Source organism: Chryseobacterium sp. ISL-6 (genome assembly GCF_018613715.1).
Taxonomy (GTDB): Bacteria; Bacteroidota; Bacteroidia; order Flavobacteriales; family Weeksellaceae; genus Chryseobacterium; species Chryseobacterium paludis.
In genome coordinates this window covers 129568-145594 of the sequence record NZ_JAGGPT010000011.1, presented here as the reverse complement: position 1 = coordinate 145594, position 16027 = coordinate 129568, and the positions used below count along the sequence as shown (strand labels likewise).

Genomic DNA, 16027 nt, shown 5'->3' with positions numbered 1-16027 from the left:
TTTATTTTGAAGACATACAATCCGTAATCAGGAATCCGTTTTCCAAAATAATAAAAAGTTGGCTCAGGAACGTTTAAAGAATATTCAAAAATTCTACCAACAGGGTATGGTAACTAGAAATGAGGTGATCCGTAGTGAGTTGGCAATAAAAAATTTAGATCAGGGGATTTTAACATTGCTCAACAATAGAAAGATCCTTAACTATAATTTAAATATTGCCCTAGGTTTAACCGCTGATACTGAAATTATTCCCATTGAGAGTTTAGCGAGTAAAGAAGTAGGAATTGGAATGGATTATTTTGTAGACCTGGCCCATAATAGCAATCCACAGCTAAAATCTGCAAAAACCAATATTGATATGGCCAGTAAAAACATTGAAATTATAAAAACAGATCAGCTTCCTACATTATCTGGTTTTGGAGGTTATACGCTACAAAGGCCGATTACTACAAGAAATCCTGTTTTGGATATGTATTCCGGAGGTTGGCAGGCAGGTGTTTCTTTAAGTTATAATATTGATAATCTTTATAAAACTAAAGAGAAAATTAAGCTTGGAGAAATACAAAAAAACCAGGCAGATGACAGCATGACTTTAGCTCAGCAGAATATAGATATGGGGGTAAATGCTGCCTACGTAAAATATCAGGAATCGATTCAGCAGGCAGATATCCTTAATGATGCTAAACAATTAGCAGAAGAAAACTATAAAATAACTGAAGCTAAATACTTAAACCAGCTTGCGGTACAGGCGGAAATGATCGATGCTCAAAATCAAAAGTTACAGTCAGAATTGGATTTTGCGAATGCTGAGATCAATGTTTTATATCAATACTATAATCTTTTGAAATCGACAGGAACACTTTAATTTTTAAAACTGAAAATCAAGATAATGGAAAACATGGAACAACAAAATACACAACCGGCTTCTACAGCATCAAGTGTAGTAGCTAAGAAAAAAGAATCGAGAAAAAATAAAATAAGAGCAATTATCTCTAACATCATTGTATTCCTGGTAATAGGTTTTGGATTATTCTGGCTGGTTAGGGAATATTTTCACATTGGAGATAAGAGTTATACAGAAGCAGCTCAGGTGGAAGAATTTATCAATCCTATTAATACCAGAGTTTCAGCATATATTAAAGAAATAAAATTCATTGAACACCAACAGGTAAAAAAGGGCGATACCTTAGTTATTTTAGATAAGAATGAAATCATAACACAGTTAGGACAGGCGGAAGCTGCCTATCAGAATGCTTTGGCACAACGTTCAGCGACAAGTTCATCAGTTAATACGGTTTCCAATAACGTAAATGTAATGCAGTCTAATATTGCAGGAGCGAAAGCCAGATTGTGGAATGCTGAACAGAATTTAAACAGATATAAAAACCTTTTAGCTTCTGAAGCGGTAACAAGACAACAGTTTGATCAGGTAAAAACGGAGTATAATGCCCAAAAAGCAGCTTATGAAACGTTAGTTAATCAAAAACAATCAGCTAACCTTTCTACAACCGAGGTTAAAAGTAAATTAGGAATTAATGATGCTGAAATAAAAAGAACAAAATCTGCCTTAGATATGGCGAGAATAAATCTTTCTTACACTGTAATTACGGCTCCTTATGATGGGGTAATGGGAAGAAGGACAATCTCCGAGGGTCAATTAATTCAGCCGGGACAACAGGTAGCGACCATCGTATTAAATGGTCAAAAATGGGTAACGGCTAACTTTCTGGAAAGTCAGATGCCCCATATTAAGATCGGAGAAAAGATGATGATGACTGCTGATGCATTAGGCGGACAAAAATTTGAAGGAATAGTCACAGCAGTTTCAGCAGCTACGGGATCGCGATATTCAAATGTTCCTACAGATAATTCTACAGGTAATTTTATTAAAGTTCAGCAGAGAATTCCGGTTAGAATAGAATTTACAGCCTCTAATAAAAAAGAAGACATCAGTAAGCTCAGCGCCGGAATGAATATGAATGTGAATATTGATGTGAAAGATTAAAAAATTGAAGGATGAGAATTAAAATTGTAAAGAGTTTTTTTCAACATTCCACCATCAATTTTCAACTTTAAAAATATAAATATGTACAACAAAGGTTTATATCATGACTGGGTTCCAAAACCGGTTCAGCTTCTGCTTATTGTGCTGCTATTAGCTGTGGTAATGCCATTGGGTGGAGTGTACACTGGTAATATCAGTTATCTCGTTGGTGGTACCGGAGCCCTTTCAGAATATTTTATTTGGGCGAACTATGCCACAACGATAGGAATGGGGGCTTGTATGCCGGTAGTTCTTAGAATGAAGATGAGATTCAAGGTCCGTGACAAGATTGTTTTAATCCTTGTTCTCTTGGGATTATTGAGCTATGTGAATGCAACAACCTTACAACCAATGGTAATGGTAATCACTGCTTTGATCATTGGATTTTTAAAAATGATGGTGACCATTGAACTGTTCTTGCCATTAATGGCAATGATAGGAAACCGCGGTGTATTTTATGGAGCCTTTTATACCTTCGTTTTGATGATGAATCAGATTGCAAGCTATTATGCAGTAGAGGTTTCTATATTGTATAACTGGCAACATTTCTACATTATTGTAGCAGTCTTATGTTTTATATTAGCGTTGATACACTGGATTTTTATGCACGATAAATATTTTGCTCTTAAAGTTCCATTGCATTATATTGATTGGTTGAGTATTTTACTTTTTGTTTCCACATTCATGTTTTCAGCTTATGTGTATTCATTTGGAAAACAACAGGACTGGTGGAATTCCTCCAAAATAATGAATGCCAGTATTGGTGCTTTTGTAAGTTTTGCATTATTGGCAATCCGTCAGTTAACGTTAAAAAGACCTTATTTGTCATTCACCATATTCAAAAGAAATAATGTGCAAAATGGATTGTTTATGTTGTTTTGGCTTGGGATGTTTTTAGGTACAACGACCTTACAAAATACCTTTGCAGTAGGTGTTTTAGGATATGATCAGTTAACCAATGCCAGGCTTAATATTCTGATGATTCCGGGAATTATATTGGCTGGACTCATTGCTATTTTTTGGTTTAAAAAAGAAAAACCACTCAAAATGTTTATTTTCTCTGGGTTTTCTGCTATGGTAGGATATGCAATGATCATGTACTTTTCCATGGTGCTGGAGTTTAGTTATGAAAGATGGTATCTTCCTATGTTTTTAAAAGGCTATGGAATGTGTTCGTTATTCATTTCTGTTTGGTTTTATACTTTGGATAAATTAGAACTTGATGATATGCTCGCGGCCATAGGTCTTGTATTGGTTTGGAGAACTTTCCTCGCTGTTGGTCTTTTCTCTGCAATCTATTCTTGGTTTCAATATCATTTTCAAGTTGTGGCAATTGGGGATCTGGCTGTTTACATCGATGGCATGACAATAAGTCCGCAAACTCTGGCCGGAAATATGAAAACAGTCCAACTCAATGCGATCATTATTGCAGGCAAAAAAATATTCGGCTGTATTGTTTTGATTGGTTTTGGGGTATTAGCCTATGTCCTGACACACCATTTTGGAAAAGAACGTTTTCAGTATTTGAGATTTATCAGAATGCTTAGTGGAAAATCAGTTATTGCAAGAAGAAGATTGAGAGAACGTAAACAATTATTAGAAGAAATAAAAGATGCGGCAGGTCCTGCCATCTGAAGATACCTTGTTTTTCACTAGTAAAACCCCGGACTTTTTTAAGCTGGGGTTTTACGTTTTCCTAGTGTATCATAAAAAACAACGAATTAGCTGTGATGAATAATTTTATATAATATTATTTTTATTTAGACGTAATAAAAATAATATTTAAGTACATTTGCATTGCTCAAAGCAAAGGGTTAATGAAGACAATTATAATTATTCATTTTCATTTATTAAAGGGCTTCATGTATTTATTGAAGCTACATCTAATTTTAAAATTTCAGTTATGACTAAAATTCAAACCGGGCAGATTGTTGCAGAAGTCACTAAAAAAGAGTACATAACACCACATTTTATCAGGGTATATCTCCATTCGGAAGATGTTTTACAATTTAAAGATACCACCATCGGGGATAACAATAAAATTGCCATTCCTCCAGAGGAATTGAATGAAATTTACTTTCCAGATTGGGACGGTCATCAGTGGATCCATCCTTCGAAAGAGGTAGCACCATCCATCCGAACGTATACCCATCGTGGGATTAATTTTAAGACCAATGAGCTATTTATTGATTTTGTGGATCATGGTGACGGTGGCCCCGCTTCAAAATGGGCGAGAGATGCAGAGAAAGGTTCAAAATTAGGAATAATGATGCGCACAGAGAGGAAAGAATTGTATCCCCAGGTCGATTGGTATTTTCTGATTGGTGATGGTACGGCTATCCCGGTTTTAAGTGCTATTTTAGAAACCCTTGCGGAAACGGCAAAAGGAGTTTGCGTGATTGAGGTTCATGGAAAAGAAGACGAGCAAAAAATAGAAACTAAAGCTGATATTGAGTTTATATGGGTTCATAATCCTGATTCTCATTTAGGAAATAACCTGACTGAAACGGTGAGAAATGTAGTGATTCCCGAAACCTCAAAATTTGGATATCTCGCTTGTGAACTGTCAACAGTAAAAGAAATTCGTTCTTATTTCAGAAAAGAAAAAAATTGGAAACAATCGGAGCTGTATGCATATTCCTATTGGAAGGCTGGTGTGGCTCAGGATGAATCACAAACTGAACGCCGAAAAGAAATGAATTCAGATCAATAAATAGAGCCTAGACATTACATTCGGGTTTTTTAATGACAGACATTTTTTCTTTATAGATCATAATAAGGAGCTTTTTCCCGCTATCCACTTATACTCCTCGCTCCAAACCATTCCCATCCTTTGCTGCGGGGTAACCGTTACTATCGGGGCTATAAAGTTATTGCGGATATAAGCTTCTGCCAATATCTGTAATAATATATCCTGTATTTATTTTTCAAGTCAAACCCGTATCTTTGCCCCATTAAAAATAGCTATGAAAGATTTAATGGGTAAGGCGATCTGGGACTATTATCACAATGACAATCCTGAAGATTTGCAAACTGAAACCTCGATTTCTGAACTCGATGAACTTCCGGTAGAATATCTTTTCAGAGATTTTGAAGAGATGAACGATCTCGAACAGAAAGCTCTGGAATTAGCTCATGGAAAAATTTTGGATATTGGAGCAGGAGCAGGTTCACATACTTTGTATCTTCAGAACGAAAGAAATCTGGATGTTGTAGCATTAGATATTTCGCCAAAATCTGTTGAGGTTTGTAAACTCAGAGGAATTAAAAATGCTGTTTGTAAAAATATGCTTGACTTTGCTGAAGGAACTTTTGACACGGTTTTACTGTTAATGAATGGAACCGGAATATTTGGGAGCCTGGCCGAAATCGATACCTACCTTCAAAAATTACGATCTTTGCTTAACGATAACGGACAAATCTTAATTGATAGTACAGATATTCTATATATGTTCGATAGAGATGAGGATGGTGGAATATACATTCCTGCAGAAGGGTATTATGGAGAATTAGATTATGTGGTTCATTACAAAGAAGAATCAGAGGAGCCTATAAAATGGTTGTATCTTGATTTTCAAACGCTAAAAAACGCTGCAGAGAATAATGGATTTGCCATTGAAAAAGTAATGCAGGACGAGGATGCCTATTTAGCTAGATTAACAAAAAAGTAAAACGTTTTGACATTGCAAACAAAGCGAAGCAACCTCAAATTGAAAAATAAATAATTTAGATTTGATGATGAGATTGCTTCGTTCCTCGCAATAGGGAAGAAAATAAAAAAGACGCATGGAACTCCATGCGTCTTTTTATTATAAATAGAGCTGATTATCCTATTTCGATACCATTTTCAACATTGCTGTCGTCTGGAGTAACGAAAGATAATTTACCGTCTGGTTTTGTCGTTAATAATAACATTCCCTGAGATTCAATTCCACGGATCTTTCTTGGTGCAAGATTTAATAGGATCATTACCTGCTTTCCAATCAGTTCTTCCGGACTAAAGCTTTCTGCAATCCCTGAAACTACTGTTCTTACATCAACCCCTGTGTCAACGGTAAGCTTTAATAATTTATCTGCTTTCTCTACTTTTTCAGCTTCAGTGATCGTAGCTGTTCTAAGATCCATTTTTGTAAAGTCGTCAAAAGTAATTTCCTCTTTCATTGGTTTTGCGTTAGGGTTTGTCTTCTTATTATTTTGTTTCGTATTTTCAAGTTTCTGAATTTGAGCCTCAATAACATCATCTTCTATTTTTGAGAAAAGAAGTGATGATTCATTAATTGTATGTCCGGTTTCAATTAAAACAGATTTTGTTTCAACATCATTCCAGCTCAATTTTTGAACATTAAACATATTCAATAACTTTTCAGAACTGAAAGGCATAAACGGTTCACATAACTGAGCTAAAGCTACAGCAATCTGAGCACCAACAAATAATGAATGTGCTGCTTTTTCAGGATTATCCTTAATGGTTTTCCAAGGTTCTTCAGTCTGAAGATATTGGTTTCCAAAACGAGCCAAATTCATTAATGCTGTCAAAGAATTTCTGAATTCATAGTTTTCCAGAAAAGCTGAAATTTCCTTAGCAGATTTATTTATTTCCTTTAATTCAGAAGTATTTACATCTCCCTGTGGAACAACTCCATTATAATATTTATGGATAAGAACAGCAACTCTGTTAATGAAGTTACCAAAAATTCCAACCAGTTCAGAATTGTTTTTCGTCTGGAAATCTTTCCAGGTAAAGTTATTATCTTTGGTTTCAGGAGCTGAAGAAAGCAATGCGTATCTTAAAACATCCTGTTGCCCCGGAAATTCTTCAACATATTCATGAGCCCAAACTGCCCAGTTTCTTGACGTTGAAATCTTATCATTTTCAAGATTCAGGAATTCAAATGCCGGAACGTTTTTCGGCATAATATAATTTCCATGAGCTTTCATCATCGCCGGAAAAATAATACAATGGAAAACAATATTATCTTTTCCAATGAAGTGTACCAGATCACTGTTCTCACTTTGCCAGTAATCTTTCCAGTCTTTTCCATTTTTCTCAGCCCATTCTTTGGTAAAAGAAATATATCCGATCGGTGCATCAAACCATACATATAATACTTTTCCTTCAGCATTCGGAAGTGGAACCGGAACACCCCAGTTTAAATCTCTGGTCATTGCACGAGGTTTTAAACCATCATTCAGCCATGATTTTACCTGTCCGTATACATTGGGTTTCCAGTCATCTTTGTGACCTTCAATGATCCATTCATTCAAGAAATCTTCATATTCATTTAAAGGAAGATACCAGTTTTTGGTTTCTTTAAGAATTGGTACATTTCCACTTAACATTGATTTTGGATTGATCAGTTCTGAAGGAGAAAGGGTAGAACCACATCTCTCACACTGGTCTCCATACGCATTTTCATTCCCACAATTCGGGCATGTTCCAACGATATATCGGTCAGCTAAAAATTCATTAGCCTGTTCATCAAAATATTGTTCTGAAACCTCCTCAGTAAATTTCCCCTTCTCATAAAGAGTCTTAAAAAAATCCTGACTGGTCTCATAATGTTTTTTGGAAGTCGTTCTGGAATATTCATCAAATGAAATTCCCAGATCTGAAAAAGACTTTTTAATGATCTCATGGTACTTATCCACAATATCCTGAGGACTAACTCCTTCTTTCTTAGCTCTTATAGTAATAGGAATTCCGTGTTCATCTGAACCACAGATAAACGCTACATCTTTTCCTGATCTTCTTTGAAATCTTGCGTAAACATCCGCAGGAATATAAACACCTGCCAAATGCCCTATATGAACCGGTCCGTTTGCATAAGGCAAAGCTGCCGTAATCATCTTTCTGTTTGACATTTATAGTAATAATTTAACTACAAATATACGGAATATCTCTCGAAAATTTGTGATAGTCTGCAAACATTACCTTCAATAAGGCCTTAAATACAAAACAAATATTACAATTTGTTAAACGGTTGTTTAACTTTATATTAAATGTAGAATATTATTATGCATGACATATGACTGTGTAAGTAAATGGAAAGCAGATATCTAATCTTTGGAGGTCGTTCAATTTACATAAAATTATCTGAATTTTTATTAAATTTATGATAATTATATTTTTTTTATAAATTGCAAAGCTGGCTTTCTACCAGTATTACTACAGAAACGAAACTAAAAAAAACAATATTTTGAGAAATTTTACAACAGTATTAAAAATTGCGCCTGCCTTTTTACTAGCTGGTACAATGGTTTATGCACAAGACTCTGTTACTAAAGAAAAGAAAATAGAGGAAGTTGTATTGATTGGATATGGAAAGCAGAAGAAATCAGATCTTACAGGCTCCATAACTTCAGTATCTTCAAAAGATTTCAACGGAGGTGCTACATCCGCAGGCCAGCTGATACAAGGGAAGACTCCAGGTGTACAAATTACGAATAATAGTGGTGCTCCCGGATCTGGAACAGCGATAAGAATTAGGGGAACGGCTTCTTTAAATGGTAATAACTCACCACTCATCGTTATTGATGGTGTTCCACAGGACTTTGTAGGAGTTAATGGTGCAGCTGATCCTTTATCATTGATCAACCCAAATGATATTGAAACATTTGATATTTTAAAAGATGCATCCGCAACAGCTATTTATGGTAACCGTGCAACTAATGGTGTTATCTTAATAACCACAAAGAAAGGAACTGCAGGTAGATTCAGAGTTAATTTCTCTACGGTTGCTTCGGTTTCTACAAAAATGGGGAATGTAGATGTTTTAGATGCTAACCAGTTCAGGGATTTTGTAAATACCTATGCTCCTGCAGGGTATAAAACGAAACTAGGGAATGCAAATACGAACTGGCAAGATCAAATTTATCAGGCAGCATGGGGCACAGATAATAACATTGCATTATCGGGTGGAATCAAAGGCTTGCCATACCGTTTATCACTTGGTTATAATGAGCAGAATGGTATTGTAAAAACCAATTCGTTTAGAAGGACATCGGTAGGCTTGAATTTAAACCCCAAGTTTTTTGATAATCACTTATCCGTAAATGTAAGTACAAAAGGAACTTTTACTGATAACCGATTCGTAGATGGTGGTGTGATTAAAACAGCAACTTATTTCGATCCCACACAACCTGTGTATTCAGGGAATTCTAATTTTGGAGGGTATTATGAATGGCTTGATGCCGGATCTGTAAATGGTACGAATGTAAATGCTAACTCAAATCCATTAGGAATGATTAATGGAATTCATGATGTTTCATCAGTTTTAAGAGGATTAGGAAATATCCAGTTAGATTATAAGTTTCATTTTCTGCCAGACTTACATTTTAATGTAAATGCTGGTTATGATTATACCAGAAGTGACGGACAGAAAAAAGTAAGTGCACTGTACAGACCCGGAGTGAACGATATGGGAAGTTCTACCATCTTTAGAATGGAGAAAAAGAATAAGCTATTGGAAACTTATTTTAATTACGTTAAAAATATTTCTTCAATTAATACGGGAGTTGATGTTACTGCAGGTTATTCATACCAGGATTTTCGAACTATTATTCCCGGATCTATCAATTACAAAGGAAATGCCCCAACCAAAATTAATAATGATTTTGAAACCCAAAATACATTAATATCTTTTTATGGAAGAGCAATATTTACTATAGCAAACAAATATATTGTTTCAGGATCTATAAGAAGAGATGGATCTTCGCGTTTTTTTAATGGAACAAGAGATAATTTATGGGGTAACTTCCCAGGAGTATCGGTAGCTTGGAAGTTAAATGAAGAGAGCTTTATCAAAAGTGTTTCTTCAATAAGTACCTTGAAACTAAGAGCAGGTTGGGGGAAAACAGGACAGCAGGAGTTACCTGGGTTAGATGGCAATAAACCATTCAATTATCCGGCTTATGCAGCATATAATCCAAGTAATGATGGTGCTTACTATCAATTTGGTAATCAATACTATTATATGTTTAGACCTAATATTTATAATCCTAATCTTACTTGGGAAACAACAACAACTAAGAATTTAGGAATAGATTATGGATTTTTAAATAATAGAATCTTTGGTTCCATAGATTTGTTCCAGAAGGATACTGAAAAGTTACTGGTTCTTTCTCCAATTGCTGCAGGAGACTTAAGTAATCAAAACCTACTTAATGTAGGAAATATGAAAAATAAAGGAATTGAAGGGAGTATTACTGTAATTCCTATTAAAAATCAGAATACCACTTGGGAGGTCAATTTTAATGCAACTCATTATAAACCGGAGGTCACTAATCTTCTGGAAAGAGCTGATGCAAGTTTTAATATTCCTGTCGGAGGAATCGAGGGTGGATCAGGAAATACCATTCAGGCTCATGCTGTAGGGTATGCACCAAATGCTTTCTGGGTTTATCAACAGGTTTACGACAACAACGGAAAGCCTTTGAATGGAGCATATGTTGATAGAAATGGTGATGGAATAATAAATACTTCAGATAAGTATTATTATAAATCTACAACACCCGATGCAATTTTAGGATTCTCTACCAAAGTTTCTTATAAAGATTGGGATTTTGGATTAAGCGCAAGAGCAGTATTAGGTAATTATGTTTATAATAATGCAGCTTCAAACAGTTCATTGCAGTCGGCATCTACAAATGAATATTTACAAAATGTGTATTCAACAGCACCTGCTTATCAATTTTCACTACCCCAATATTTTTCAGATATATATGTGGAAAATGCTTCATTCTTAAGATTAGACAATATTAATGTCGGATATAATTTTGGAGAAGTATTCTCTAAAGGAAGTAGTTTAAGAGTGTATGGTATGGCACAGAATGTTTTTGTGATTACAAAATATTCTGGTATTGATCCCGAGGTTTTCAACGGGATAGACAATGGTTATTATCAAATGCCTAGAATTTATTCATTGGGTCTTAATTTTCAATTTTAATTAGTAGTAAGATGAAATCAAATAGAAATTTTAAAAATATATTTTTAACAGCGTCCGTTATCGGATTGTTATCTGTGACGTCATGTGTTAATGATCTTGAAAGAGAGCCTATTACAGATGCTACTTCTGCAAATGTTTATAAGGATTTTGGAAATTATCCTAATATTCTGGCAAAATTGTATGGTGGACTTGCTATGGGTGGTCAGGTAAGTGGAGATGGAGCAAACTATCCTGATACTGATATCAATGGTATTAATGGTGGTTTTTCTCAGTATACGAGATTGATGTATACCATGAATGTTATATCTACCGATGAAGCCGTAATCGCATGGAATGATGGTAACCTGCATACCATCCATAAGATGACCTGGGATTCTTCAAATGAGTTTATCGCAGCATTATATTATAGAATTTTTACAGAAATTGCTTTTTGTAACGAATTCTTGAGAAATGTAACAGATGAAAAATTAGCGGAGAATAATATTACGGGGGATAATTTAGCTCAGGCAAAATATATGCGTACTGAAGCAAGATTTTTAAGAGCACAATCTTATTATCACGCATTAGATATGTTTGGAAATGTACCTTTCGTAAAAGAAGATTACCTTCCAGGATCTACAAACCCACCTCAAAGAATTGAAAGGGCGGCTTTGTTTAATTTTGTTGAACAGGAATTATTGGCTTGTAGCAATGATTTGAAAGATCCAAAGGCAAATGCTTATGGAAGAGCAGACAAAGCAGCAGCCTGGTCATTATTGGCAAGATTGTATCTTAATGCGTCTGTATACACAGGAACACAAAGAAATAATGACTGTATCACATATTGTAATAAAGTGATAGCTGCTGGTTATTCTTTAAAACCTAAATACGGAGATTTATTTCTTGCAGACAATAATGTAAATAATCCTGAAGCTATTTTTACGGTTAACTTTGATGGTGTTAATACACAAACCAATGGTGGAACTACCTATTTGGTTCATGCTGCTATCGGAGGGTCAATGCAGGCTGTAAATTATGGTGTTAATGGCGGCTGGGGTGGTCTTAGAACTACAAAAGCATTTGTTGCTAAATTTCCGGCGAATGGTGCTGATAAGAGAGGTAATTTCTTTACCACAGATCAAAATCTTGAAATTAATGATTTAGGTTCATTTAATGATGGTTATGCTTTTGTCAAGTTTAAAAATATTAAAAGTAATGGTGTTGCCGGAGCAGACAAAACATGGGTTGAGGCTGATATTCCATTATACCGTTTAGCAGATATTTATTTAATGTATGCTGAAGCTACCCTTAGAGGGGGAAGTGGAAATATTGCTACAGCAGTTGGTTATATTAACCAATTAAGAGAGAGAGCTTACGAAAATACCAGTGGAAATGTTACTTCTATTAATTTAGATTTTATTTTGGATGAAAGATCCAGAGAATTATCGTGGGAGATGACCAGAAGAACTGATCTTATTCGTTTCGGAAGATATACTACAGGAGATTATTTATGGCCTTGGAAAGGAAATATAAAAGATGGAAAAGCAGTTGAAAGCTTTAGAAATCTTTTCCCAATTCCCGCAAAAGATCTTGTAGCTAATCCAAACCTGATTCAAAACCCTGGTTATTAATTTAAAACAGAATCTAAAATGAAACATTTTTTAAAAATAATAGCCGTAGCTTTTGTTGCTCTGTTGATTATTTCCTGTGAAAAAGATGAAGATCAGGCTATAATAAATGAAGTAAATCAAGCTAAGATTTCTTCCGATAAAACTACTGTTGTACTAAATGAAGTTACTTCAGGAGATGCAGTGATTAATTTTACCTGGACAAAGCCGACATTTAATATAGCTGTTGTAACGCAACAGCAAATAGAATTTGGAGTTAAAGGAAAAGGTTTTAAAGACAGTTCTACTTTTGATGTCAGTAATGATTTAATAAAGTCTCCTATGACCCATGCTCAAATGAATGCAGCAATGTATAGTTGTGGGGCAATTCCAGATGTTTCGAATCAGATAGAAATTAGATTAAAGACAATTGTAGGATCCGGATTTTTTTACTCAAATGTAATTAATGTAACGGTAACACCTTATACTCCAAACCCAGATTTAGTTTATCCTAAAATAAATGTACCGGGAGCATATGCCGGAGCAGCAGGATATGCAGATTGGACTCCTGGAAATTCTCCCAATTTGTTTTCACCTGAAAAAGATGGGAAATACAGAGGTTTCATTTATGTTACTACTTTAGCAAGTGATAAGGGCAAATATAAATTTGCAATCAATCAAGATTGGCCTGGTAATAAAGGAGATGATGGCACGAATACAGGTAAATTAAAAGTGGACGGTTCGGATATAACTGCAAGTGCTGTTGGAACTCATTATCTAAAAGTAGATTGGAGTGCAAATACCTATTCTGCTGTAGCAGCTAATTTTGGAATTATCGGAGATGCTACGCCTACTGGCTGGAATTCAGATACTGATTTTGTTTATAATCCTGCTACTAAAAAATATGAAATAGCTTCAATTCAATTGTCAAGCACGGGTTTGTTTAAATTCAGAGCTAATGACGATTGGGCTATAAAGTTTCAACCTGCAAATGCTGATCAGACTTTAGTGTCGGGGACTGCAGTTCAGACCTACCTAAATATTGAAGATACTGTAACTGGTGATTCAGGATATAAAGTGACAGTTGCAGGTAATTATAAAATAGAATTAGATCTGCATAATTCTGCTGATTACAAATTAAAGATTACAAAATTATAAAAACAGGCTGAATTGCCTGATAAAGTGTTGCTTTTTAGCAGCACTTTATTTATTTTTAAAACTTATAAATAGTCATTATGAAGAAAATTACAGTTGGAGCTTTATTGTTCTCAATGATGTTTGCGGGCGTTAATGCACAAACTTTAAAATCACCCGACGGAAAGTTCGAAATGGACTTTCAGTTAAAGCAGGGAGTACCTTATTATAATTTAAAATATAATGGGGCTATAGTTGTTGAAGATTCTAAATTAGGATTGAGATTATTTAAAGACTCAGCTATCAAGTTTGCCTCAGAAATTGCTAAGGCGGAAGATGCAAAATTTGACCTTAATAACGGTTTTACAAAAACAGATGAGAAAAGGGATTCTAAAAATGAAACCTGGCAGCCGATACTTGGTGAAAAGAAAAATTACATCAATAACTATAATGAATTAGCGGTTACCCTTAACCAGGCTTCTTCAGACAGAAGTATCGTTGTGAAATTCAGATTGTTTAATGATGGACTAGGATTCAGATACGAATTTCCACAGCAAAAAAATCTTAATTATTTTGTGATCAGAGAGGAAGATTCTGAAATCGATTTTCCTACTGATATGAAAGCTTGGTGGATTGTGGCCGATTATGATTCTCAGGAATATCAGTATCAGGAAACAAAGATTTCTGAAATTCCAGGCAGATGGGATAAGGCTTTTGATGCAAATGCTTCTCAGTCATTGGTTAAAAATGCAGTTCAGTCCCCATTAATGCTTAAAAAAGAAGGAAAAAATCCTTTATATGTTAATGTTGCAGAAGCAGCTGTTTTAGATTATCCAGCTTCACATTTAGAAGTGGATGCTCAGAATTTCAAATTCAAAACACACCTTACTGCAGACAGACAGGGAGCAAAAGGATATATTCAGACTCCTTCAGTTACACCATGGAGAACCATCATTGTTTCTCCAAAAGCAGAAGAGGTAATGGATTCAAAGATGATCTTTAATCTTAATGAACCGACAAAATATAAAGATACTTCATACATTCATCCTACAAAATACATGGGTGTATGGTGGGAAATGATCATCGGAAAATCTCAATGGGCTTATTCTACTGCAGAAAATGTTCATTTAGACAAAACTGATTTTACAAAGCTGACTCCAAATGGAAAACACGCTGCGAACAATACAAAAGTTAAAGAATACATTGATTTTGCTGCAGAAAATGGATTTAAGGGACTTTTAATTGAAGGTTGGAACATCGGCTGGGAAGACTGGTTCGGACATTCAAAAGAATTTGTCTTTGATTTCATCACTCCTTATCCGGATTTTGACATCAAGATGCTAAATGAATATGCTCATTCCAAAGGAATTAAACTGATCATGCACCACGAAACCTCAGGTTCTGCAACGAATTATGAAAGATGGTCCGACAAAGCATTCCAATTAATGAATAAATATGGATATGATGCTGTAAAAACGGGTTATGTTGGTGATATTATTCCAAGAGGGGAACACCATTATTCCCAGTGGACGATCAATCATTTCTACAGGATTGCTGAGAAAGCGAATGAATATAAGATCATGGTCAATTCTCACGAATCTGTACGTCCAACAGGAGAAAGCCGTACGTATCCAAACTATATTTCTGCAGAAGCAGCTCGTGGAACTGAATATGAAGCATTTGGAGGAAATAATGCAGATCATCAGACTATTTTACCATTTACAAGATGGATGGGAGGTTCAATGGATTATACTCCGGGAATTTTCCAAACCAAATTAGATTATTATTTCCCTGGTGATAAACGTTTTGTAAAAACGACTTTAGTAAAGCAATTGGCATTGTATGTAACGATGTATATGCCACTTCAGATGGCTGCTGATTTACCCGAGAATTATAAGAAGCATATGGATGCATTCCAATTCATTAAAGATGTAGCTGCTGACTGGGACGATACTAAGATCTTAGCTGCTGAACCTGGAGATTATGTAATCACAGCAAGAAAGGCTAAAGGAACTGAAAATTGGTTCGTAGGAGGAATCACCGATGAAAATAAACGTGAATACATGGTAGATTTTTCCTTCTTAGATAAAGGTCAGAAATATGAAGCGACAGTATATGAAGATGGAAAAGATGCTGATTATATAGACAACCCACAAAGCTATAACATCTACAAAAAGCAGATCACAAGCAAGTCTAAGATCAATTTCAAAATGGTAAGAAGCGGAGGTTTTGCAATCTCTATCAAGCCCATAAAATAAATTTTAAGATTAAACTTAAAACTTAAACCTTACAGGTGGATTATTCCTGTAAGGTTTTTT

Annotated in this window: 10 protein-coding genes; 9 read left to right on the top strand and 1 reads right to left on the bottom strand. The window is 35.0% G+C overall.

Features of this window, described 5'->3' with window-relative positions; genetic code table 11:
* The first annotated feature begins 106 nt into the window (after window positions 1-106).
* From J7E44_RS21435 to J7E44_RS21415, 5 genes are all read left to right on the top strand, one after another.
* Complete coding sequence (locus J7E44_RS21435) at window positions 107-865, top strand: TolC family protein (RefSeq protein ID WP_251040643.1); 759 nt, start codon at window positions 107-109, stop codon at window positions 863-865.
* A 24-nt stretch (window positions 866-889) separates the two neighbouring features.
* Window positions 890-2005, top strand: a complete 1116-nt coding sequence (locus J7E44_RS21430) for an HlyD family secretion protein (protein WP_214833507.1) — start codon at window positions 890-892, stop codon at window positions 2003-2005.
* Window positions 2006-2086: 81 nt separating this feature from the next.
* The gene (locus tag J7E44_RS21425) at window positions 2087-3679 is read left to right on the top strand and encodes an efflux MFS transporter permease (RefSeq protein ID WP_214833504.1); all 1593 of its coding nucleotides are present in this window, start codon (window positions 2087-2089) and stop codon (window positions 3677-3679) included.
* Window positions 3680-3947: 268 nt separating this feature from the next.
* On the top strand, window positions 3948-4757 hold the full coding sequence (locus tag J7E44_RS21420; RefSeq protein WP_214833501.1) for a siderophore-interacting protein: 810 nt from the start codon (window positions 3948-3950) through the stop codon (window positions 4755-4757).
* A gap of 253 nt (window positions 4758-5010) precedes the next feature.
* The gene (locus J7E44_RS21415; RefSeq protein WP_214833497.1) at window positions 5011-5715 is read left to right on the top strand and encodes a class I SAM-dependent methyltransferase; all 705 of its coding nucleotides are present in this window, start codon (window positions 5011-5013) and stop codon (window positions 5713-5715) included.
* A 154-nt stretch (window positions 5716-5869) separates the two neighbouring features.
* On the opposite strand, the gene metG is transcribed toward J7E44_RS21415, so the two are convergent.
* On the bottom strand, window positions 5870-7906 hold the full coding sequence (gene metG / locus J7E44_RS21410) for a methionine--tRNA ligase (RefSeq protein ID WP_214833494.1): 2037 nt from the start codon (window positions 7904-7906) through the stop codon (window positions 5870-5872).
* Between the two features lie 335 nt (window positions 7907-8241).
* Between metG and J7E44_RS21405 the strand changes: the two genes are divergently transcribed.
* The 4 genes from J7E44_RS21405 to J7E44_RS21390 all read left to right on the top strand — a co-directional run bounded on the left by J7E44_RS21405 (window position 8242) and on the right by J7E44_RS21390 (window position 15967).
* The gene (locus tag J7E44_RS21405; RefSeq protein ID WP_214833491.1) at window positions 8242-10989 is read left to right on the top strand and encodes a SusC/RagA family TonB-linked outer membrane protein; all 2748 of its coding nucleotides are present in this window, start codon (window positions 8242-8244) and stop codon (window positions 10987-10989) included.
* Between the two features lie 11 nt (window positions 10990-11000).
* Window positions 11001-12599, top strand: coding sequence for a RagB/SusD family nutrient uptake outer membrane protein (locus tag J7E44_RS21400; protein WP_214833488.1), 1599 nt, complete (start codon window positions 11001-11003; stop codon window positions 12597-12599).
* An 18-nt stretch (window positions 12600-12617) separates the two neighbouring features.
* Window positions 12618-13733, top strand: coding sequence for a SusE domain-containing protein (locus J7E44_RS21395; RefSeq protein WP_214833485.1), 1116 nt, complete (start codon window positions 12618-12620; stop codon window positions 13731-13733).
* Window positions 13734-13810: 77 nt separating this feature from the next.
* The gene (locus J7E44_RS21390) at window positions 13811-15967 is read left to right on the top strand and encodes a glycoside hydrolase family 97 protein (RefSeq protein WP_214833482.1); all 2157 of its coding nucleotides are present in this window, start codon (window positions 13811-13813) and stop codon (window positions 15965-15967) included.
* Window positions 15968-16027: the final 60 nt, after the last annotated feature.

Coding starts and splice junctions, on each gene's coding strand:
- J7E44_RS21435 (WP_251040643.1), top strand. CDS start 107: ATGGTAACTAGAAATGAGGTGATCCGTAGTGAGTTGGCAATAAAAAAT.
- J7E44_RS21430 (WP_214833507.1), top strand. CDS start 890: ATGGAAAACATGGAACAACAAAATACACAACCGGCTTCTACAGCATCA.
- J7E44_RS21425 (WP_214833504.1), top strand. CDS start 2,087: ATGTACAACAAAGGTTTATATCATGACTGGGTTCCAAAACCGGTTCAG.
- J7E44_RS21420 (WP_214833501.1), top strand. CDS start 3,948: ATGACTAAAATTCAAACCGGGCAGATTGTTGCAGAAGTCACTAAAAAA.
- J7E44_RS21415 (WP_214833497.1), top strand. CDS start 5,011: ATGAAAGATTTAATGGGTAAGGCGATCTGGGACTATTATCACAATGAC.
- metG (WP_214833494.1), bottom strand. CDS start 7,906: ATGTCAAACAGAAAGATGATTACGGCAGCTTTGCCTTATGCAAACGGA.
- J7E44_RS21400 (WP_214833488.1), top strand. CDS start 11,001: ATGAAATCAAATAGAAATTTTAAAAATATATTTTTAACAGCGTCCGTT.
- J7E44_RS21395 (WP_214833485.1), top strand. CDS start 12,618: ATGAAACATTTTTTAAAAATAATAGCCGTAGCTTTTGTTGCTCTGTTG.
- J7E44_RS21390 (WP_214833482.1), top strand. CDS start 13,811: ATGAAGAAAATTACAGTTGGAGCTTTATTGTTCTCAATGATGTTTGCG.